Annotated in this window: 19 protein-coding genes; 11 read left to right on the top strand and 8 right to left on the bottom strand. The window is 66.9% G+C overall.

Annotated features, from left to right (window positions below):
* On the bottom strand, positions 1 to 458 hold a 458-nt coding region (locus tag AAC997_RS19970; protein WP_340647457.1), incomplete at its 3' end, for a PhoH family protein.
* A 314-nt stretch (positions 459 to 772) separates the two neighbouring features.
* On the opposite strand from AAC997_RS19970, the gene AAC997_RS19965 reads away from it, so the two are divergent.
* Both AAC997_RS19965 and AAC997_RS19960 read left to right on the top strand, forming a co-directional pair.
* The gene (locus tag AAC997_RS19965) at positions 773 to 1,303 is read left to right on the top strand and encodes a gamma carbonic anhydrase family protein (protein WP_340647456.1); all 531 of its coding nucleotides are present in this window, start codon (positions 773 to 775) and stop codon (positions 1,301 to 1,303) included.
* A gap of 36 nt (positions 1,304 to 1,339) precedes the next feature.
* On the top strand, positions 1,340 to 2,455 hold the full coding sequence (locus tag AAC997_RS19960) for a mechanosensitive ion channel domain-containing protein (RefSeq protein WP_340647455.1): 1,116 nt from the start codon (positions 1,340 to 1,342) through the stop codon (positions 2,453 to 2,455).
* Positions 2,456 to 2,506: 51 nt separating this feature from the next.
* Here AAC997_RS19960 and AAC997_RS19955 read toward each other — a convergent pair whose 3' ends face one another.
* From AAC997_RS19955 to AAC997_RS19945, 3 genes are all read right to left on the bottom strand, one after another.
* Positions 2,507 to 3,181 carry an OmpA family protein gene (locus AAC997_RS19955; RefSeq protein WP_340647454.1) on the bottom strand — a complete coding sequence of 225 codons (675 nt, stop codon included), beginning with the start codon at positions 3,179 to 3,181 and terminating at the stop codon, positions 2,507 to 2,509.
* 63 nt (positions 3,182 to 3,244) lie between these two features.
* Positions 3,245 to 4,105, bottom strand: coding sequence for a dienelactone hydrolase family protein (locus AAC997_RS19950; RefSeq protein ID WP_340647453.1), 861 nt, complete (start codon positions 4,103 to 4,105; stop codon positions 3,245 to 3,247).
* A gap of 80 nt (positions 4,106 to 4,185) precedes the next feature.
* Complete coding sequence (locus tag AAC997_RS19945) at positions 4,186 to 4,842, bottom strand: dienelactone hydrolase family protein (protein ID WP_340647452.1); 657 nt, start codon at positions 4,840 to 4,842, stop codon at positions 4,186 to 4,188.
* A gap of 115 nt (positions 4,843 to 4,957) precedes the next feature.
* Between AAC997_RS19945 and AAC997_RS19940 the strand changes: the two genes are divergently transcribed.
* The 9 genes from AAC997_RS19940 (at position 4,958) to AAC997_RS19900 (ending at position 16,471) form a co-directional block, all read left to right on the top strand.
* Positions 4,958 to 5,740: an enoyl-CoA hydratase-related protein gene (locus tag AAC997_RS19940; RefSeq protein ID WP_340647451.1), complete on the top strand. Its 783-nt coding sequence runs from the start codon at positions 4,958 to 4,960 to the stop codon at positions 5,738 to 5,740.
* Positions 5,741 to 5,802: 62 nt separating this feature from the next.
* Positions 5,803 to 6,276, top strand: coding sequence for a hypothetical protein (locus AAC997_RS19935; RefSeq protein ID WP_340647450.1), 474 nt, complete (start codon positions 5,803 to 5,805; stop codon positions 6,274 to 6,276).
* A gap of 100 nt (positions 6,277 to 6,376) precedes the next feature.
* The gene (locus tag AAC997_RS19930) at positions 6,377 to 8,029 is read left to right on the top strand and encodes a choline dehydrogenase (RefSeq protein WP_340647449.1); all 1,653 of its coding nucleotides are present in this window, start codon (positions 6,377 to 6,379) and stop codon (positions 8,027 to 8,029) included.
* Positions 8,030 to 8,159: 130 nt separating this feature from the next.
* On the top strand, positions 8,160 to 9,551 hold the full coding sequence (locus tag AAC997_RS19925; protein WP_340647448.1) for a pyridoxal-phosphate dependent enzyme: 1,392 nt from the start codon (positions 8,160 to 8,162) through the stop codon (positions 9,549 to 9,551).
* Entirely contained in the window at positions 9,548 to 10,714 is a 1,167-nt protein-coding gene (locus AAC997_RS19920) for a cystathionine gamma-synthase (protein ID WP_340647447.1), read from the top strand. Before AAC997_RS19925 ends, AAC997_RS19920 begins: the two co-directional genes overlap by 4 nt.
* A 31-nt stretch (positions 10,715 to 10,745) precedes the next feature.
* Positions 10,746 to 11,339, top strand: a complete 594-nt coding sequence (locus AAC997_RS19915; protein ID WP_340647446.1) for a TetR/AcrR family transcriptional regulator — start codon at positions 10,746 to 10,748, stop codon at positions 11,337 to 11,339.
* 57 nt (positions 11,340 to 11,396) lie between these two features.
* On the top strand, positions 11,397 to 12,056 hold the full coding sequence (locus AAC997_RS19910) for a glutathione S-transferase family protein (protein ID WP_340647445.1): 660 nt from the start codon (positions 11,397 to 11,399) through the stop codon (positions 12,054 to 12,056).
* A 216-nt stretch (positions 12,057 to 12,272) separates the two neighbouring features.
* Entirely contained in the window at positions 12,273 to 15,566 is a 3,294-nt protein-coding gene (locus AAC997_RS19905) for an ATP-binding protein (RefSeq protein ID WP_340647444.1), read from the top strand.
* Positions 15,563 to 16,471 carry a mechanosensitive ion channel domain-containing protein gene (locus AAC997_RS19900; RefSeq protein WP_340647443.1) on the top strand — a complete coding sequence of 303 codons (909 nt, stop codon included), beginning with the start codon at positions 15,563 to 15,565 and terminating at the stop codon, positions 16,469 to 16,471. Before AAC997_RS19905 ends, AAC997_RS19900 begins: the two co-directional genes overlap by 4 nt.
* 164 nt (positions 16,472 to 16,635) lie before the next feature.
* Here AAC997_RS19900 and AAC997_RS19895 read toward each other — a convergent pair whose 3' ends face one another.
* From AAC997_RS19895 to AAC997_RS19880, 4 genes are all read right to left on the bottom strand, one after another.
* Entirely contained in the window at positions 16,636 to 17,403 is a 768-nt protein-coding gene (locus AAC997_RS19895; RefSeq protein WP_340647442.1) for a ParA family protein, read from the bottom strand.
* Positions 17,404 to 17,673: 270 nt separating this feature from the next.
* The gene (locus AAC997_RS19890; protein ID WP_340647441.1) at positions 17,674 to 18,462 is read right to left on the bottom strand and encodes an ion channel; all 789 of its coding nucleotides are present in this window, start codon (positions 18,460 to 18,462) and stop codon (positions 17,674 to 17,676) included.
* Between the two features lie 122 nt (positions 18,463 to 18,584).
* Positions 18,585 to 19,262, bottom strand: coding sequence for a hypothetical protein (locus AAC997_RS19885; protein WP_340647440.1), 678 nt, complete (start codon positions 19,260 to 19,262; stop codon positions 18,585 to 18,587).
* 135 nt (positions 19,263 to 19,397) lie between these two features.
* Entirely contained in the window at positions 19,398 to 19,949 is a 552-nt protein-coding gene (locus tag AAC997_RS19880; RefSeq protein ID WP_340647439.1) for a PAS domain-containing protein, read from the bottom strand.
* Positions 19,950 to 20,253: the final 304 nt, after the last annotated feature.

Genomic DNA, 20,253 nt, shown 5'->3' with positions numbered 1-20,253 from the left:
TCGGTCATCAGGGCCCGCACCCGCTTCATGGACAGCCGGTCGGACAAGGCGTCATAGAGGGGACGGAGATAGGGGGCGAGTTTGTCCTCCATCTCGCCGGGCAGGAAGCCCAGCGATTCTCCAGCCTCGACGGCGGGGCGGGAGAGCACGATCCGCCCGACCTTGCCGGCCTCCAGGGCCTCTACCGCCTTGGCGATGGCCAGATAGGTCTTGCCGGTGCCCGCCGGACCGAGCGCCATCACCAGGTTCTTGGCGTCGATGGCGGCGATCAGCTCATCCTGACCCGGCGATTTGGATTTGATGGTCTTGAGGTACCCCTGCTCGCGGTCATCATTGTGATGGGCCAACGGCGACCAGGCCCGTTCGACGGGTAGGCGGCGAATCTTGCCGTCATCCTGGAATTGGCCGGCGTCGAAGGCGCCTTCGCGCACTTGTCGCTTCAGGGCTCGCTTGGTCATCAAAGCCTCCGTAAGGGCATGAAAAAAGGGCGTATCCGCAATGGATCGCCCTTCGAGGTCGACTGGTGATGTGAGACAGAGCGGCGTCGTGCGCAGCCCGGCGGACCGCTTTCGCTTCGCAATGTTGGCGGGCAACCCCGCCGAAGCCACAAACGCGACACCCTCGTCTCCGTCATGCGGGGAGCCAGGACCGAAAACCGGCCATGGCCGGTTCGGGAAGGCTATCGCCCTCTCGAATCGCCCGACTAAGATGATCCTAACGAGGTTAATCGCGGATTAAGCAAACGATCCGCGTCAATAAACGGAGTGCGACAATGAGTGTCTATAACTTGGGCGATGTGGCGCCGGAGCTTCCGGATGCGGACGAATACTGGATAGCGCCGAACGCGGCTGTGATGGGGCGGGTGATTCTCAAGAAAAACGCCTCGGTCTGGTTCGGTGCGACAATTCGTGGCGACAACGACCCGATCATCATCGGCGAGAACTCGAATGTGCAGGATGGCTCGGTTCTGCACACCGACACGGGCTCGCCCCTGACCATTGGGGCCAATGTCACTGTGGGCCACATGGTGATGCTTCACGGCTGCACCATCGGCGACAACTCCCTGGTGGGCATCGGTTCGATCATCCTCAACGGCGCGAAGATCGGAAAGAACTGCCTGATCGGCGCCAATGTGTTGCTGACCGAGGGGAAGGAAATCCCCGACAACTCCCTGGTCATGGGCGCGCCGGGCAAGGTGGTGCGCGAGGTCTCCGAGGGCCAGGCCCGCATGCTGGCCGGGGGGGCGATGCACTACGTCGCCAACTGGAAGCGCTACAAGGCCGAACTCCGCGCGGCCAATTAGATGGGAGCGCCGCTGCGCTCGGCGCGTTGAGCCCCCATGCAAATCATAGCTGACGCCACCGCCGCGCTCGTCGCGCGGGCGGCTTGGATTCCCGCATGGCTCCTCAGCCTCGCCATTCTTCTGCTGGCGACTCTGGGCGCGGTGGGGCTGCACGGCCTGACCGTCAGGCTTGTCCGGCGGGGCCTGAAGAATCGCGATGCCTTCTGGTCCTCCCTGCTGGTCCGAACACGACGCCCGACGCGCCTGGCGCTTGTCGTGGTCGCTTTGTCTCTGGCCACCAACCTTGCGCCACTGTCGGAATCTCAGGTGACCCTGCTGCGGCATGGGCTGTTGATCGCCTTCATCGTCCTGGTCGGGTGGGGAACCATGACGGCCCTGGACGTTGGGGCGGCCCTCTATCTTCGCCGCTTCCGAATCGACGTCGAAGACAATCTGTTGGCGCGCAAGCACCTGACCCAGGTGAAAATCCTCCGTCGCGCGATGGCTGTCCTGGTGGGCCTGGTGACGTTGGCCCTGGCGCTGATGACCATCAGCGGGGTGCGGCAGTGGGGTGTCAGCCTGCTCGCGGCGGGGGGCGCGGCCAGCATCATCGTCGGCTTGGCCTTGCAGCCTTTGCTCACCAACCTCATCGCCGGCATTCAGATCGCCATCACCCAGCCGATCCGGATCGACGACGCCGTCATCGTCGACAAGGAGTGGGGCAATGTGGAGGAGATCGGCGCAACCTATGTCGTGGTCCGCCTGTGGGACTGGCGGCGCATGATCGTGCCGCTGAGCTATTTCATCCAGACACCGTTCCAGAACTGGACACGGGAGTCCGCGGCGCTGATCGGCACGGCGATCATCCACGTCGACCACGCCGCCCCGATTGAGATCCTGCGCGCCAAGCTGGGGGAGATCGCCCAGGCGTCCAGTCTTTGGGACGGCAAGGTGGTCAATCTGGCGGTCACCCAAGTCACCGAGACCAGCCTGGAGGTGCGCTGCCTGGTGAGCGGCCGCAATGGCGGCGACACCTTTGATCTGCGCGCGGAGGTCCGCGAGAAGATGATGGCGTTCCTGGCGCAGGAATATCCCGACGCTCTGGTCCGTCGCCGGGTTGGCCCCGAAGGAGCGGTGAGGGGCGTGGCATCAATCGACGGCGACGCCGCCTAGAACCGAGGGCTAAAGACTCCGGCGGCCCTGCGCGGGCCGCCGGGTTTTCTTTTAGCCCTGGATCGGGCGCAGGATGATCTCGACGCGGCGGTTCTGGGCGCGGCCCTCGGGCGTGCCATTGCTGGCCACCGGCTGGCGCTCACCCTCGCCGGCGACGAAGATCCGGGCCGGCATCACGCGGCCGGCGCCCACCAAGTAGTTGGCCACCGAGCTGGCGCGGCGTTCCGAGAGGGCCTGGTTGTAATCGTCGGCGCCGCTGGAATCGGCGTGGCCGACGATGTCGATGGTGGTCTGGGGATAGGCGTTCAAGGTGCGGGCGACGTCGTCCAAGACCGGCTGGAAGCGCGGCTGCACGTCCGACTGGTCAACGGCGAAGGTCACGTCGCTGGGCATGATCAGCACGATGTTGTCGCCCTGGCGGCGGATTTGAACGCCCGAGCCCTCCAGTGAGCGGCGGAAGTCGGCCTGTTGGCGGTCCATGTAGTTGCCCACCGCGCCGCCGGCCAGCGCGCCGATGCCGGCGCCGATCAGGGCGTTCTTGCGGCCCTGCTCACCGCTGTTGGTGTTGGTGAGGTAGCCGAGCGCCGCCCCGCCCAGCGCGCCGGCGATCACGCCCGTTCCGGTGTTGTTGCGCACCGGCATCCCCGTATAGGGGTCGGTGGTGGTGCAGGCGGTGAGGGCGGCGGCGCCGATCAGCATGGCGAGGGTGGCGGGAATCTTGGTCATGGCGCGCTCCGGGCGATTTCTGGGGTCGGCGGCGGAACGCGGCGCTAGGGTCAAGGTTCCCCGCTAGATGAGTTGTTGGCGGTAGAGCGCCGTCAGCGCGGCCCAGGCGCGCTCGGCCTCGGCCGGGCTATAGACAGCGCCATCCTTCACGCACCAACCGTGCTTGGCGCCGTAGACCTCGACGTTTGCAGTGGCGCCGGCCGCGGCGAAAGCCGCCCTCAGCTTGTCCTTGGCCTCCGGCTGCTTGGCGTCGTCGTCCTCGGCGATCGCTACCAGGAATCCGGCCTTCGCCTTGCCCACCTGGAGGTGGATGCTGTCGGGCTTGTCGGTGACCAAGCCGCCGCCGTGGAAGGAGCCGGCCGCTCCAACCCGGGTCGGGTGGTTGATCGCGCCCAGGAAGGTGTAGAGGCCGCCCATGCAATAGCCCTGGGTCCCAATCTTCTTCTTGGCGTCCACCTGGGGCTGCTGGTCCAGCCAGGCGACATAGGCGGCGGTGTCGAGCGCCTTGGCCCCCGGCGTCAGCGGCGTGACGAGTTCGGTGAGTTTGGCCCGGTCAGTAGGGTTGGAGAACTCGAAGGGCCCGGTGATCACCGGCGCCTTGCGGGTGCGGTAGAAGGGATTGGGCACGACAACGGCGTAGCCTGCGGCGGCCATGCGTTTTCCCATGTCGCGGAAGGCAGGGCGCAGGCCCAGGATGTCGGTGAAGATCACCACGCCGGGCCATTTGCCCTTGCCCGCCGGGTGGAAGTAGGCGGCGTCACAACTCCCGTCAGCAGTGGTGATCGTGACATCTGTCTCGATGACCTCGGCAGCCAACGCCGCCCCGGCGAGAGCGACGCCGGTCGCCATGGTGACGGTGGCGAAGCCGCGACGGGTCAGACGCGAGTCGCGATTGGCGCTGGCGGGATTGGTTGTATCGTCCATGGGAAGCCTCACCTGATCTGGGCGCTCGTCGACGACGCCGCTGACCTTAAGGTTAACGCAGATGCGGGTTCGCGCCAGCCTTAGCCCAGCACCTTGTGCAGGAAGTTGCCGCCCATCTGCAGGCCGTCCATGTCGATGCTGTGGCCGAGGCCCGGCGAGACGTGCCCGCCGACCTGGAAGCCCAGCCCCTGGAGGGTCACGCCTGCGGTGTGCAGGGCGGCCACAGGCACCATCGGATCGGCGTCGCCGTGGACCAGCAGGATCGGCGGGTTCGCCTTGGCGATGTCCAGGCCGGTGTCGTCCACCAGCATGCCGGAATAGCCGAGGATGCCGGCCACTTGCGGTGTACGCCGCAGGCCGACCTGCAGGGCCATCATGGTTCCCTGGCTGAAGCCCACCAGGGCGAGCTTGTCCTCGCTGAGACCATACTTCGCCAATTGCTCGTCGATGAAGGCGTTCAACGCCAGCGCGGCCTCCCGGGCTCCGTTGATGCGGGCCTGGGCGTCCATGTTGGTGATCGGCCACCATTGGTAGGCGTCGAACATGCCAGGCAGGATCTGCGGCGCATTGGGGGAAATGAACAGGGTGTCGGGGAAGGCATGCTGCCAGTGCGGGACCAGACCGATCAGGTCCGCGCCGTTCGATCCGTAGCCGTGCAGAAGGATCACCAGACTTTTCGGCGGGCCGCCGGAGGCGGGCGGTTGGACGGGGCCATTGAGGGTCGGGAGCGTGCTCATGCCTTTTGGTGGGGGAGGTCGCGCGCCTGGTCAAGCGCGGCAGGCGCCGAGCCTGCTTGACGGACGCAGCGGCGCCCCGCCAGCCTCCCTCCCAACAACGATGGGAGGACACCCTATGGCCTATGAATTCATCTCCGTGGAGCGCGAGGGCCCGGTCACGGTCTTCACCCTCAATCGACCCGAAGTGATGAACGCGGTGCATTCGCCGATGCACTTCGAGATGGACGAGGCCTTCAACGCCTTCAACGCAGATCCCGAACAGTGGGTCGGCATCATTACTGGAGCGGGCGAGCGCGCCTTCTCGGCCGGCAACGACCTGAAGAACCAGGCCACGGGCGGCTCCATGGCCATGCCGGCCTCGGGCTTCGCCGGGCTGGCTCAGCGTTTCGACCTCAACAAGCCGTTGATCGCCGCGGTGAACGGCGTGGCCATGGGCGGGGGATTCGAGATCGCCCTGGCCTGCGACATCATCGTGGCCTCGGACAACGCCGTCTTCGCCCTGCCGGAGCCCCGCGTCGGCCTGGCCGCCCTGGCCGGCGGCCTGCACCGCCTTCCGCGCGCCATCGGCACCAAGCGGGCCATGGGGATGATCCTGACCGGCCGGCGGGTCTCCGCCGCCGAGGGCCACGAACTGGGTTTCGTCAACGAGGTCAGCACCCAGACCGACCTGATGGCCACGGCCAAGCGCTGGGCCGGACAGGTCGCCGAGCTGTCGCCGATGTCGATCCGGGCCTCGAAGGAAGCGGTCTATCGCGGCCTGGACGAACCGACCCTGGAAGGCGCCATCGCCGGTCAGAACCGCTATCCCGCAATCTCGGCCCTGTTCCGGTCTGAGGACTTCGTGGAGGGGCCCATGGCGTTCGCCCAGAAGCGTGCGCCGAACTGGAAGGGCAAGTAGGTAGCTGCCACTCAGTGTCAGCAGGGTGGCGGTAGACCGGGGCTCCGGACCAGGAGCTTTCGATGACCACCGCCACCCAGACCTCCCGCCACGCCTTCGACTTCAATCACGGCGACTGGATCGTCACCAACCGGCGCCTGAAGGCGCGCGGGATTGGCTCTACCGACTGGGATGTTTTCGAGGCGCGTCAGCGCTCGGACCTGAGGCTGGACGGGATGTGCAGTCTCGATGAGCTCGACTTCGCCGAGCAGGGCTTCAAGGGTATGACCTTCCGGCTCTACAGCCCGGAACGCGACGCGTGGACGATCTGGTGGATCACCAACCGCGACGGGGTCATGCAGCCGCCGGTCATGGGCCGATTTGAGGGGCCGAACGGGACCTTCCGCGGGCAGGACATGGACGGCGACCGGCCGGTGGCGGTGGTCTTCGATTGGCAGACCGCCGATCCCAATGCGCCGCGCTGGAGTCAGGCCTTCTCCTACGACGGCGGAAAAAGCTGGGAAACCAATTGGATCATGGAGTTCCGTCGTCCGTGACGCGGGCGTCAACTTTATGCGAGGTGACGCGGCGTCCGGTCTTGTGTCGGGCGTCGCGGCTAGTAAGGGTGGCCCAAACATCTAGGGATGGGGCCGCGCTATGGACCGCTACGACTACATCATCATCGGCGCCGGCTCGGCCGGCTGCGTGCTCGCCAACCGGCTGACCGAAGATCCCACCGTCAAGGTCCTGTTGCTGGAAGCCGGCGTGAAGGACAACTCGCTGATGGTGCGGATGCCCGCCGGTGTCGGCGGCCTGATCGGCGCCAAGGGCGCCTACAACTGGGGCTTCTGGACCGAGGAAGAGCCCAACCTGAACAACCGCAAGCTCTGGTGGCCGCGGGGCAAGGGCTGGGGCGGATCGAGCTCCATCAACGGAATGATCTACATCCGCGGCCACGCCCGCGACTATGACCAGTGGCGCCAGATGGGCCTGCAGGGCTGGTCCTACAAGGACGTCCTACCCTATTTTAAACGGTCGGAAAGCCTGGAAGGCGGCGGCGACCAATGGCACGGCGGCAGTGGTCCGCTGGCGGTCACCAAGGCGTCGGACCCCAACCCGATCTACAAGGCCACCATCGAGGCGGGACGTCAGGCAGGGCATAAGGTCACCAGTGATTTCAATGGCTTTCAGCAGGAAGGTTGGGGGCCATACCAGCTGACCATCAAGGGCGGGGAACGCTGGAGCGCGGCCAAGGGCTATCTGCACCCGGTCCTGACCCGGTCGAACCTCACCTGCCTGACGGGCGCGCGGACGACCAAGATCGTCATCGAGAACGGCCGCGCCACCGGCGTGGAGTTCATCGACGACAAGCAGGTCCAGCAGGTGGTCCATGCTGACCGCGAGGTGCTGCTCAGCGCCGGCGCCGTGCAGTCGCCGCATATCCTGCAGCTCTCGGGAATCGGCGATCCGGAGGAACTCGCCAAGCACGGTGTTCCGGTGGTCCATGTGCTCAAGGGCGTTGGGGCCAACCTGCAGGATCACCTGGACGTCACCCTGTCCTGGGAATGCCCGCTGCCCATCACGGTGTTCTCGGCCCGCAAGGGGCTGAAGACGGCGCTGATCGGCATCAACTACCTGCTGTTCAAGAAGGGTCTAGGGACCAAGCAGATGCTGGAGTCCGGCGCATTCCTGAAGTCGCGTCCCGACCTCGACCGCCCCGACCTGCAGGTCCACTGCGTGCTGGCGGTGATGCAGAACCACGGCAAGACCCAGGTGGCCAAGGACGGCTTCACCTTCCACGTCTGTCAACTGCGGCCGGAGAGCCGTGGCCGGGTGGGGCTCAACTCCGCCAATCCGCTCGACGATCCGGCGATCTTCGCCAACTACCTGGACACCGAGGAAGACCGCCGCGCCCTGCGCGAAGGCGTGAAGATGATGCGGGAAGTGGCCCGCCAGCCGGCGCTGGACAAGTATCGCTCCGCCGAGCTGTTCCCTGGCGAGGCGGTGCAGACTGATGCGGAGATCGACGCCTGGATCAAGGAGGTGGCCGAGACCATCTATCACCCGGTCGGCACCTGCCGCATGGGGGCGGCCGACGACGACATGGCGGTGGTGGACGGTGAACTGAAGGTGCGCGGTATCGCCGGCCTGCGGGTCATCGACGCCTCGGTCATGCCGACCCTGGTGGGGGGCAACACCAATGCGCCCACCATCATGATCGCCGAGAAGGCCGCCGACATGATCCGCGGCAAGATGGCCCCGCCGGCTGATGACGCCCCTGTCTATGAGGACGGCCAGAAGGCGGCCTGACCCTCGCAAGGTTCTTCCACGGTCTTGCCGGCGGCGGAGAAACTTCTGCTCACGATTGCACGGACTCGGCTGTGGTGCGTTCCTATGGGCGCACCGCACGCCTATCTCATGCCGTGAGCGAGGACGCTGAATGGATAGCCTGCCGCCGCCGCCGATGCCCGTGGGCTCGGCCTTGGACCTGATCGGCCGTACGCCGATGATTGAACTGGCCGGGTTTGACACCGGCCCCTGCCGCCTGTTCATCAAGCTGGAGAGCGCCAATCCGGGCGGCTCCATTAAGGACCGCATCGCCCGCTCGATGATCGAGGCGGCGGAGGCCGACGGCTCGCTTGCGCCCGGCGGGACCATTGTCGAGGCGACTGCGGGCAATACCGGTCTCGGTTTAGCCCAGGTCGGAATCCTCAAGGGCTACAAGCTGTTGCTGATCGTTCCGGACAAGATGTCCCGCGAGAAGATCCAGCACCTGCGGGCCATGGGGGTCGATGTCCGCATCACCCGCTCCGACATCGGCAAGGGCCACCCGGAATACTATCAGGACATGGCCCAGCGGCTGGCGGCCGACATTCCCGGCGCGGTGTTCATCAACCAATTCGCCAACCCGGCCAATCCGCTGGCTCACGAGACCAGCACCGGCCCGGAGATATTCGCGCAGATGGGCGGCGACCTGGACGCCGTGGTGGTGGGGGTCGGGTCCGGCGGGACCCTGACGGGACTTGGCCGCTACTTCGCCAGAGTGTCGCCGAAGACGCAGATGGTGCTGGCTGACCCGGTCGGCTCGATCCTGGCGCCGCTGGTCAATACCGGTGAGACCATCAAGCCCGGCTCCTGGGTGGTGGAGGGGATCGGCGAGGATTTCATCCCTGACAACTGCGACCTGACCCTGGTCGCCAAGGCCTATTCCATCCCCGACAGCGAGAGCATTGGCGCGGCCCGGGCCCTGCTGCTGAAGGCCGGGGTGCTGGGGGGCTCATCGTCGGGCACCCTGCTGGCGGGCGCACTGCGCTACTGCCGGGAGCAGACGCAGGCCAAGCGGGTCGTGACCCTCGTCTGCGACACCGGCTCGAAGTACCTTTCCAAGGTCTACAACGACAGCTGGCTGGCCGAGCAGGGGCTGACGGCGCGGGCGTTGCACGGCGATCTGCGCGACCTGATCGTCCGGACGCCGGGGGAGGGTGGGGCGGTCACGGTCGGCCCCGACGACACCCTGCTCACCGCTTACAACCGCATGCGCCAGGCCGATGTCTCGCAACTTCCGGTGCTGGATGAGGGGCGGCTGATCGGGCTGATCGACGAGAGCGATCTGCTGGAGGCGGTTGAGGAACGCCGCCCCGACAAGCGGTTCGCGCAGCCGGTCTCCTCGGCCATGACCGCCAAACTTCATACCCTCCAGGCCGCCGAGCCGCTGGAGGCGCTGCTGCCCATCTTCGACAAGGATCAGGTGGTTCTGGTGCTGGACGGGCGCGAGTTCCTGGGGCTGATCACCCGCATCGATCTCATCAACTATCTGAGGCGCGCAGCGTGACCGACGGCAAGAACCGCTTGGATTTCAACACCCGGGCCATCCACGGCGGGCAGTATCCGGACCCCAGCACCGGGGCGGTGATCACGCCGATCTACGCCACCTCGACCTACGCTCAGTCGAGCCCCGGGGTGCACCAGGGGTTCGAGTACAGCCGCAGCCAGAACCCCACCCGGTTCGCCTTCGAGCGGGCCGTGGCGGACCTGGAGAGCGGGGTGAAGGGCTATGCCTTCGCCTCAGGCCTGGCCGCCATCGCCACCCTGCTGGATGTGCTGGATGCCGGCGACCACGTCATCGCCACCGACGACCTCTATGGCGGGTCGTTCCGGTTGTTCGACAAGGTGAGGAAGCGCTCGGCGGGGCTGGAGTTCAGCTTCGTGGACCTCAGCGACCTGGCGGCGGTGGAGGCGGCGATCCGGCCCAACACCCGGCTACTGTGGGTGGAGACTCCCACCAATCCGCTGCTGCGGCTGGCCGACCTGGAGGCCCTGGCGGCCCTGGCCAAGCGGCACGGGATCATCGCGGCGGCGGACAACACCTTCGCCAGCCCGGCGGTGCAGCGGCCGCTGGAGTTCGGGTTCGACGTGGTGATGCACTCCACCACCAAGTACCTCAGCGGCCACTCCGACATCGTCGGCGGCTGCCTGGTGGCGGGCGAAAATGTCGAGCTGGCAGAGCAGCTTACCTTCCTACAGAACGCGGTGGGGGCGGTGGCCTCGCCCTTCGACAGCTTCCTGGCGCACCGGGGGGTGAAGACCCTGGGCCTGCGTATGGAGCGCCACTGCGCCAACGCCATGAAGATCGCCACCTGGCTGGAGGGGCGGCGCGGGATCGAGCAGGTGATCTATCCGGGGCTGGCCAGTCACCCGCAGCATGTGCTGGCCCGGCGGCAGATGACCGGCGGGTTCGGCGGGATGATGTCGGTGGTCGTGGATGGAGGACTCGAGGGTTCGCGGAAGGTGCTGGAAAAGACCCGGCTGTTCACCCTGGCCGAGAGCCTGGGCGGGGTTGAGAGCCTGATCGAGCACCCCGCGATCATGACGCACGCCTCGATCCCGGCCGACACGCGCCAACGTCTTGGCATCCATGACGGACTGATTCGGCTGTCGGTGGGGATCGAGGACGCCGACGATCTGATCGCCGACCTCGACGCCGCGCTCGGCTAGACAAAACGACCGGTCGTGCTAAAAGGCCTTCATGGGAAAAGGCGCGACCACACGTGAGGCTATCGTCAACCAGGCTCTGGACAGGGCGGTTCAGGTGGGGCTTTCGGGCCTGTCGCTGGGGCCGCTGGCCGATGACCTGGGGCTCTCCAAGAGCGGCCTGTTCGCGCACTTCAAATCCAAGGAAATCCTGCAGTTAGCTGTGCTGCAGGAGGCGATCGACCGCTTCACCGACCGGGTGGTCGAGCCCGGTCTGAAGACGCCCAGGGGCCGGGCCCGGATGGAGGTCATGATGCGCCGCTGGTTCGACTGGGTGGAGGGCGAGCCCGGCATGCGCGGCTGCCTGTTCGCGGTGGCGGCCCAGGAATATGACGACCGGCCCGGCGCCATCCGCGACCTGTTGGTGGGGTCGCAGGCGCAGTGGCACGAAAGCCTGGCGCGGGTGGCCGCGGACCTGCCGAAGGGCGGGCCGATGCCGGCCGACATGTGCCAACAAGTGACCTTCGAACTGACGGGAAGTGTGCTGTCCTTCCAGCAGCAGACCAAGCTGTTCAAGGCGCCCAATGCGCGCGCCCGCGCCGAGGAGGCCGTCGCCCGGATCCTCGACGACGCGGAGTCCGCAGTCTGAGGCGTCTCAGGTTTTGATTCACAAAAAGCACGAACGATCGTGAAATACTGGAGGGGTATGATGAAGGTCTATAGCGGTCCATTGAGTTTCTACGGGGCCAAGGTGCTGATCGCGGCCATCGAGAAGGACCTGCCCATCGAGGTGGAATTCCTGGGCTTTGATCTGCGGAGCCCGACGCCCTATGGCCGAAACGACGAGGTCGACCGGATCAATCCCAAGCATCAGGTGCCGGTGCTGATCGACGGGCCTTTGGAGCTGTTCGATTCCACGGTGATCGCGGAGTATTTCGAAGACCTCGCGCCGGGCAAGCCGCTGTGGCCCGTCACCATCCGCGACCGCGCCCGGGCCCGGTTGCTGGAGATGAAGATCGACGAGATCTGGTTCCCCAAGATCCTGCGGCTGCGGGACCTGCGCTGGAAGCCGGACGCCGCGGAACTGGCGGAGAGCCAGGCGGTGGTCGGGGCCTTCTACCAAGGGCTGGAGGAAACGCTGGGGGACCGTGACTTCCTGGTGGCCGGGTTCTCCAATGTCGATATCGCCGCCTACCTGGCCCAACTGTTCGCCGCCATGCTGGGGGAGCCGATGCCCGCGCGGTTCAAGGCGCTCCAGGCCTGGCGCAGGCGGGTCGAGGCGCGGCCGAGCGTGAGCAAGGTCTGCGGCGACATGCTGGACTATCTGGCCGCTGCGAAGTTCCCGGTCCCGCAGTTCGCGGGCTGAACGCCTCCGTGTCGGCTGGGGGCCTCTGAGACCTCGAAAAGGCTCTAAACTCAGGGACGTGGAGCGTGGCTGTTTCGGAGCTGGCCGCGGGAGGCTATCGTGCGGACATCGCGTTGAGGCGCCGGCGATCGGATCGATCTCACAGGCGACAGCACAGGGACCCCCGATATCCGCGCCGCAATTCCCCCCGTGCTGAGAGGACGAATTTGGCGGCTGTTGACGGGGCTGGCCGTCACCCTGGGCCTGGCCTCGCAGGGCGGTCCGGCCCTGGGCCAGGCGCCCGTGGCCGGACGGGCGCCCGCAGGCGCCGTGGCGAGCGCGACGCCCGCCGATCAGACCGAAATGATCCGGCGCCTGATCGCAGGCAAGCTCACCTCCGATCCCGCCGCCGTGAACCTGTTCAAGACGCCCCTTGCCCGGGCCAAGCCTCGCCAACTGCTCGCCCTGCTGACCCTGGTGGACGATCCGGCGGCGCTTCGTCGCGCGCATCGAGATCCAATAACGCTGGTCGACTTGTCGACGGACGAGGTCGGTCTGACCCTGGCGCAGGCGGATTTTCTGACTCTGCCCCCGACGCGCCGGCAGGCGTTGCTGAGCGCGGCGGGTGTCGCCCCCGCCGGTGCGCCGGCGGGCGGGGGCGATCGTGGCGCGGCGGCCGATCGACTGACGGCGCTGACGCGCGAGGCCGAGGCCTTGAAGACCTTCCTCGCGGGCCAACCGACGCGCGCCGAGGCGCTGACTCTGGACCTGCTTGATCCGGCCGGACCGGTGTTGTCCTCCAGTCGGCGCAAGGCGATCCTCAAGGCGGCGCGGGCGGCCGAGGCCGCGCGTCAGCCCGCCCCGGTGGATCCCGCGGAACTGGCGGAGGTCCAGGCCGAAAGCGACAGGCTGCTGGGAACCGTCCTGGCCCTGCCCGCCGCCGAGCTTAACCGGTTGGCGGTCACGGCGGGCCTCGCCGCAACCAGCCCCGCGGACGCGGCGACCCGAGCCCGAGCAGAGGCGCAGCGGGCCGCCAATTCGGCGGAGACGGAACTGAAGCGCCTGGTCTCCACCGAACGGGCCAACCTGCTGGCGGTGAAGGTGCGGCAGGCGCGGTTCGGCGCGCAACTGAGTGACCTCGACGGCGCCACGAGCCAGATCAACGAAACCATGCTGGAGTGGCGTCGGAAGGTGCGAGAGCTCAAGGCCCGCTCCCGACTGGATCCGGAGCGGCAGCCGGACGCCGACGCCCTCTATTTCGATGTCGTGAGCGTGCTCCAGAGGATTCGGGGCGACCTGCGGATCTCGCTGAAGGACCCCGGGGTGAAAACCGACCTGGCGCCCCCGGCGATCGACGGCGCCCTGACCAGCGGCGCCTCGCGTAACAGCGCGTTGATCGCACTGCGGGCCGAGCTGTCCACCGCGGCGTCGCGACTGTCGAGTCTGGCGCTGCGTCGACAGGTGGAGGAACGCGCCGCGCTCTACGACTCGATGGTGTCGCTCAATGCGGCGCGTCTGGGCCTGGTGGGCGATGTGTCTCCAGGCCTGCGGCGGCGGATTCTGGGGTTTGGCTCGGAGGGCCTGGCGCAGGTCCAGCGGGAACTCGATCAGATCGGCCTGAGCCTGGCCTACAATCTGCGGGACTTGCCCCGCGCCCTTTCGCTCGCCATCGAGCCCTTCCGTCATCCCAGCCCGAGCGTGGTGTTCGGATTGGCCCAACTGCTGCTGCTTCTGCTGCTGTTCCGCTGGTGGCGGCGCAACGGCGAGGCCCTGCTGCTGGCGACCGAAACCTCGTATCGCACGCGGCGGCCCCAGACCCTGGTGGCGGCCAGCATGGTGTCGGTGCTGGCCTTCGTCCGGCGTCTTGGGCGGCCCCTGGACTGGCTGCTCCTGGTCCTGGTGGCTCGGATGATGAGCCCCTCCTGGTTCCAGCTCATCGGGCTGGAATTCTTCTGGATCGTCGCGATCTGGCTGGCCTCGACGATGTTCCTGATCCGGGCGGTTGACGCCCTGGCCTCCAGCGAGACCAAGGCCGACCCGCGCGCCGCGCTGAGGCGCCGTAGCCTGCGGTTTGTCGCCGGTGTCGTGCTGGTGGTCGGTCTGGCGCTTACCCTGACAAGCGCCAGTGTTGGGCGCGGCGCCATCTACAACTGGGTCATAAGCGCCTGCTGGCTTCCCCTGGCGCCGGCGGCCTTCGTCCTGGCGAACTGGTGGAGAGACCGAATCGGGGTGCTGGCCGAGGCCGGAGCCCACCGGGGACCGATCCTGGCCTGGGCGGCGCGGCGGCCCACCGGCGTGCTGGGGGCTGTGGCGCGGGTCGCGGCCAGCCTTGTCCTGAGTTTCGAGGGGCTCCGGTCAGGGCTTGCGTTCCGGGCCAGGGACATCGGGCTGGTCCGGGAGATATTTGACCAGCGCGCGCGCGCCAAGTCGGCGGAGCGCGCCGCGGCCGACCTTGCGAGCGGGCGGTTCCGGGCCCTGGCGGAGGACCGGTTCGCCGCCCTCGAGCCCCATCGGGCCGCCACCAATCCGGAGCCCTCGATCCTCGCCGAGCCGACACTGACGACCCCGGCCCTGCACGCCGGCGTGATTCATGGCCTGGTGGGAGAGCGCGGCCTGGGCAAGAGCACCACGCTGGGCTGGTGGGCTCGCTCGGTGACCGCCGGCCAGGCGCTTGGTGTCACCGTCGGCGAAGACGGCCTCGCAGGTGTCCTGCGGGACCTGGGGGCGGGGCTTGGTGCGCCGAGCGCCAAGGGCGACCCGGCGGACCGGATCGCCAGGGCCCTGGCCAAGTCCGGCGCTCCCAAGTTGATCATCATCGACGATGTTCAGCGCCTGGTGGTTCCGGCCATCGGCGGGTTGGCGGATTTCGATCGGCTGATGGATCTGATCCGACGGACGGATGGGGACACGGCCTGGATCGTCGCCTGCGGGGAAGCGGCCTGGAGCTATGTTTCCCGCGCCCGTCAGGATCGGGCTCTGTTCGACAAGATCATCTACGCGCCGCGCTGGGACGATGAGAAGCTGAGGGCGCTCATCGAACGCCGCACGGCCCAGGCCGGGCTCGACCCGGTGTTCGAGCAGCTGGAGCAATTGGGCCGCCTGCGCTTCGACAGCGACATCAGCGCCGACGAGCGAAATCGCCGGGCCTATTTCGAGGCGCTGTTCGAATATTGTCGCGGAAACCCGGCGGTGGCGCTGGAATTCTGGCGCCGGTCCCTGTTTGAGGATGTCTCGACGGGACGGGTCGTCGTGCGGACCTTCGCGACGCCGAACATGTTGCTGCTCAGCGCCCTGCCGGCGCCGACGCTTTATGTGCTGAGGGCGATCCTGCAGATGGATGTCGCCAGGGCTTCGGTGATCCAGCGCTGCACCGACCTGCCCGAGCTGGTGGTTCGCGACTCGCTTCGCGCCCTGACGCGGCTGGGCGTGGTCACACCGGAGGGCCAAGGCTTCCGGACCAGCCTCTTCTGGCTGCGGGAGGCCACGCGCCTGCTTGAACGACAGAATCTGCTTGTAAGGAGCGCGCCATGACATTGGCAGGGCCAGGCGTGGTGATGGCGCTGCTGGTGTTCGCCGCGACTCCGGCGGCGGCGCAGGCGAAAATCGACACGGCGGTCCTGGGCCATCTCGGCGACATCATTCGCTGGAGCGGGGTGGTGACCTCAGTGGGGGTGTTGGCCGCCGCCTGGACGATCCTGCAGCTGATGGGCCGTTTCACCCAGGTGTTCAGCGTCCAGCTCTCGACCTGGCGGCTGACCCTGCAGAAGGTCAATACGGTCGGCCAATTCCTCGTCTACGTCATCGCGACCGTGCTGGTCGTGATGCTCTCGTTCCGGATCGACGAAACCGTCCTGGCCTTGATCGGCGGCACCATCGCGGTGTCGGTGGGCTTTGCGATGAAGGACCTGGTGGCCTCCTTCATCGCCGGGATCATCATCATGCTCGACCGTCCGTTCCAGGTCGGCGACCGGGTCAATTTCGGGGGCGAGTACGGGGACATCGTGAAGATCGGGCTGCGGTCGGTGCGACTGCAGACCCTGGACGACAACACGGTGACCATCCCCAACAGCAAGTTCCTCAGCGACATGACCTCCAGCGGCAACTACGGCGCGCTGGATATGCAGGTGGTGATCGATATTCACATCGATCAGTACGAAAAGATCGACGAGGCGCGGGGCATTCTGGACGAGGCGGCGCTTTCGAGCCGCTACATCTATCTGGCCAAGCCGGTGGTGGTGCTGGTCACGCAGTGGATCGCCGGGCCGCTGTCCGGGGTCAGGCTGCGGCTGAAGGCCTATGTGCTGGACACCCGCTTCGAGAAGGCCTTCGAGACCGACGTGACCCTGCGAACCCTGCGCGCCTTCAGCGCCGCCGGCATCCGGCCGCCGGCCGTGCGCGGGCTCATGGCCTTTGCCGAGGCGCCGCCGGCGGATTAGCGTGGCCTGGGTTGGATGGAACCCGGAAAACCCGCGTGGCGTGCGCTATCTCGTTGAATTCCGGACCTGTTGAACGGATCAGTTGATACCATCTGATCGCATCATGCTCTGGGCCGGCCGCGGAGCCGGAGCCATCCGACTATTCGGTCGAGATGACGCCGACCTCAGTTTGTGAAGTTCAGCATTGCTTCCGTTCTCGACGGACGGGAAACGCCTCCGCCGGACCGGAGCAAGGTGGCAAGTGACGTCTCCGGCCTGCTCGGCGCGGATCGCCTGCTCTCGGCCGCGTCGTGGTCGCGGGCTTTCATCCGGGTCAGGACATAGTCCAGCAGCTCGGCGATTTCCGCGTCTGCCAGGCTCCCCGGGGCATGCTCGGTGACGCCCTGGCCCAGGGCGATGGCATGCTGATAGACCGCGCGGGCCTGCAGGGCGGCAGGGCAGACCTCCAGTCCGCCGGCCCGCAGGCTGTCCATCATGGCGGTGACCAGGGGGGACGCGACGCCATTGCGGCGGGGGGGGCACTGGTTGAACAGCACCACGCCCTCGCGCCCCAGGCGGCGCACGGTGTCCACGGTATGGAGGGTGGCGGCGACATCCAGGTAGCTGGGCCGCGAGACCGCGATGCAGAGATCAGCCACCTTCAGGGCCTCGATCATTCCGTTCTCCGGCCCCCCGGCGGTGTCGATGATCAGGACGTCGCAGCCGCCTCTTTCACTTGCGAAGGTCAGGGCCGCCAACTTGGCCGCCGAAGTCTCCGCCAAGATTGCCTCATGATCAGGACGTTGGCGCAGGCTGTTGGTGGCGGAGCGAACCGGGTCGGCGTCGGCCAGGATGGTCCGCGCGCCGGCGGCGCTCCAGGCGAGCGCCAGGTTGACCGCGACCGTGGTCTTGCCCGATCCGCCCTTGTGAGACACTACGGCGATTGTCTTCATGACCGTCAAATTTCCCCGACCTGGGATACTGAATACCTTAACAAAAGATTGTCCAAGACAATTTTCGGAGTCTCGGAATACCCAAAATGGGGGAGTTCATTTGCAAGTTGAATGATCTCAACCACCCAAAACTTGGACGACAGACAAAATTGTCCCGTGGACGACGGGTTGTCCTTCTGGCTATGCGCGACTTGCACGGGCATAGATTTGTTGTGCGAGCGCTCTATTGAAGCCGAACCGGTCCTCGGCTCCGGCGCCCCGGCCCGCGCCCTAGCTCTCGTCGTTGGGAATCTTGAGCTGAGTTGCGCAGGCCTTGCAGTAGACCGCGTCAAGGTCGTGCTGCTGCAGGCCGCAGGTGGGGCAGGGGTAGCGGACCTTGTTGGGCCGCAGGAGGGCCTGGGCCAGCCGCACGAAGAGGGTGATTCCCGAGATCATGATGACGATCGACAGCAGCTTGCCGGTGGTGTCGGGCAGGGTGAGGTCGCCGTAGCCGGTGGTGGTGACCGTGCTGACGGTGAAGTAGAGGGCGTCCACATAGCTGTCGATGCCGGGGTGGTGCCGGGCATAGAGGGCGTAGACGAAGCCAGTGACGATGAAGAGGTAGGTCACCAGGGTGGCCAGGGCCTTGGCCGTGTCCTCCCACCGCGTGTCGTCATAGCGGGTGGCGACGGTCTCCCAGAAGAAGTCACTGTGGAACAGGGACCAAAGCCGCAGCACCCGCAGGAAGGCGAAGTTGGCCAGCCACAGCGGCAGGAGCAGGGTGATCAGGACGACGATGTCGATCCAGAAGTTGAAGCGCCTCATCCAGTGGAAGATGCGTGGGGCCGCCAGGGTGCGCGCCGTCAGGTCGAGGACGACCACGACGGCGATCGCGTAGTCGAGGATCAGGAAGGCGGGCCGGTCACGGAACAGCGGCGCGGCGATGAAGAAGCCGATCAACAGCAGGTCGAGGCCGATGATCCCAAGCCGGAAGCGGACGGCCTGTGGCGTCTGTCCATGGTAGAGAACGCGCAGCCGGGCGCGCAGCCGAACCATGTTGGCTGAGAACGTCCGGTTCACATCAAACGTCTTGGGCAAAAGTCCTCACGTCGAACCACAGGCGACGGGCCGCAGGAGACAGATGCAGGCTCCCGCCCATCCTGTCATGCGATTTGACGCCGTGTCGCCGCCGTACGGGAGTGTCAGGGCGTTTGCAGCACCACAACCTGTGCCGGGCGATCCAAGGCGGGGACTGCGAGATACTCGGTCTCAATGTCGGCGCTCTCGTGGCCGATGAGCCCGGGCGCCTCATCCTGCGGCGTCAGGTCTCGTCGCGGGGCGGCCTCCGGCCCGCAGCCATCGCGTTCGCCCAGGCCCTTGAGATAGGCGCGGCGCACGGCGCCGGCCAGAGCCGCGTCCTGCGTCTTGCGGGCATGGGCCTCGGCGCCGGTGACGGCGCGGACGATGCCGCGCATGGGAATCCAGCTCACCGACAGCCGGCGGATAGCGCCGGCGGCGGCGCGTGACGCCATCTTGCGTTTGGTGGTTTTGACGGCGTCGACGTCGAGGTCGGGACCGAGCGCGGCGTCCAGGTCGGCGATCTCGCCGGCCAGGGCGGCGCAGCTATCGGCGGCCTGGGCCTCATAGGGATCGTTGACGGCCTTGCGCAGGCTGTCGGGAATCTCGGTCTGATTGACGTTGAAGTCGGCAAAAGGCTGACCCATGGCCGACATGAACGCGTTGCTCTGGCCGGGGGTGGCGGCCTGGGCGGCCTGGGTGCGGGTGTCCTGGGCGTGAGCACACGGCGCGAACACGCCGAGACTTGAGATGATGGCCGCGCCCGCGAGCCAGTGTCTTGGGGCGCTCAGTGGATGTTCCATCTGTGCTTCCTCCGGGTACGCACTCTAAAGCCGACAGGCTTTCCCGAGGATTTAAACGCGCGAAAGAAGGTGGGGGTGGCAGGGGGAACTCAGATCCTCCCCAGCGCGGCGGCGCGATGTGGGGGAGCATCCTTCTTAAGCGATCCGGCGACCGTCCAGGGTGGCCAGCCGCAGGCGGGGGGTTTCTTCGTTGGCGGGGCCCATGCCGCGGATGTCGCGGACGGCGAAGGGCTGGGCCGGCAGGCCGCGCAGGCGCGAGACCATGCCGAGCGGCTGATAGAGGCCCAGGAAACGGTCGACCGAGCCGTTGGCGCCGGCCAGGGGGGCGAAGAGCACCTCCATGGCCAGGCTGGGGCCCTCAGTCAGCACCTCGACCGTGGCGACGATGGGCTCGGGCCGGCGCCAGGCGGTTTCCAGGGCGGTGTGCAGGTTGAAGCGGTCACGCTCGCGCACCAGGGACAGGCCGTTCTGCTGGCGCAGGTCGCGCTGGTGCAGTTCGGAGACGAATCCCCCGGCCAGGCGTACCGGATAGACGCCCGACCTGGCGCGGCCGAGGATGAAGACCTGGGCGATGATCTCGGAAAAATCAGCCGGGCTGATCGAGCTGCGAAGCGGCAGGCGACCGTCACCACCGCGCGTTCGCCAATAGTCTATCAACCGTTCTGTATTTGAATGGAACACCGACATCCGGAAACAGCCCTGTCCGCGGCCGACATCGACCGCATGGGGCTTGCAGAAAGATGCGGACCAGTCGCCGGGCGTCCCCAATCGGGACGATTCGGCTGGGCAGGCAGGGCGCGCGGCGATGTGCGGCGCGGTTCTTGCATGCTTAACAGGTGGCCTGACGAGGAGGGGCCGTCCCATGACGATGCGTTCGACCCTATTGGGCCTCGTGCTCGGATTTGGACTTCTGTTCCTGGGCAGCGCGGCCCCCGACGTGGCGCTGGCGCAGTGTTGCGCCCCGCCGCCCGTCTGCTGCACGCCCCCGACC

Origin of the sequence: Phenylobacterium sp., assembly GCF_037968635.1 — a bacterium.
In the GTDB taxonomy this organism is placed as follows: Bacteria; Pseudomonadota; Alphaproteobacteria; order Caulobacterales; family Caulobacteraceae; genus Phenylobacterium.
The sequence above is the reverse complement of the archived record's forward strand: the minus strand, read 5'-3'. Positions and strand labels throughout refer to the sequence as shown.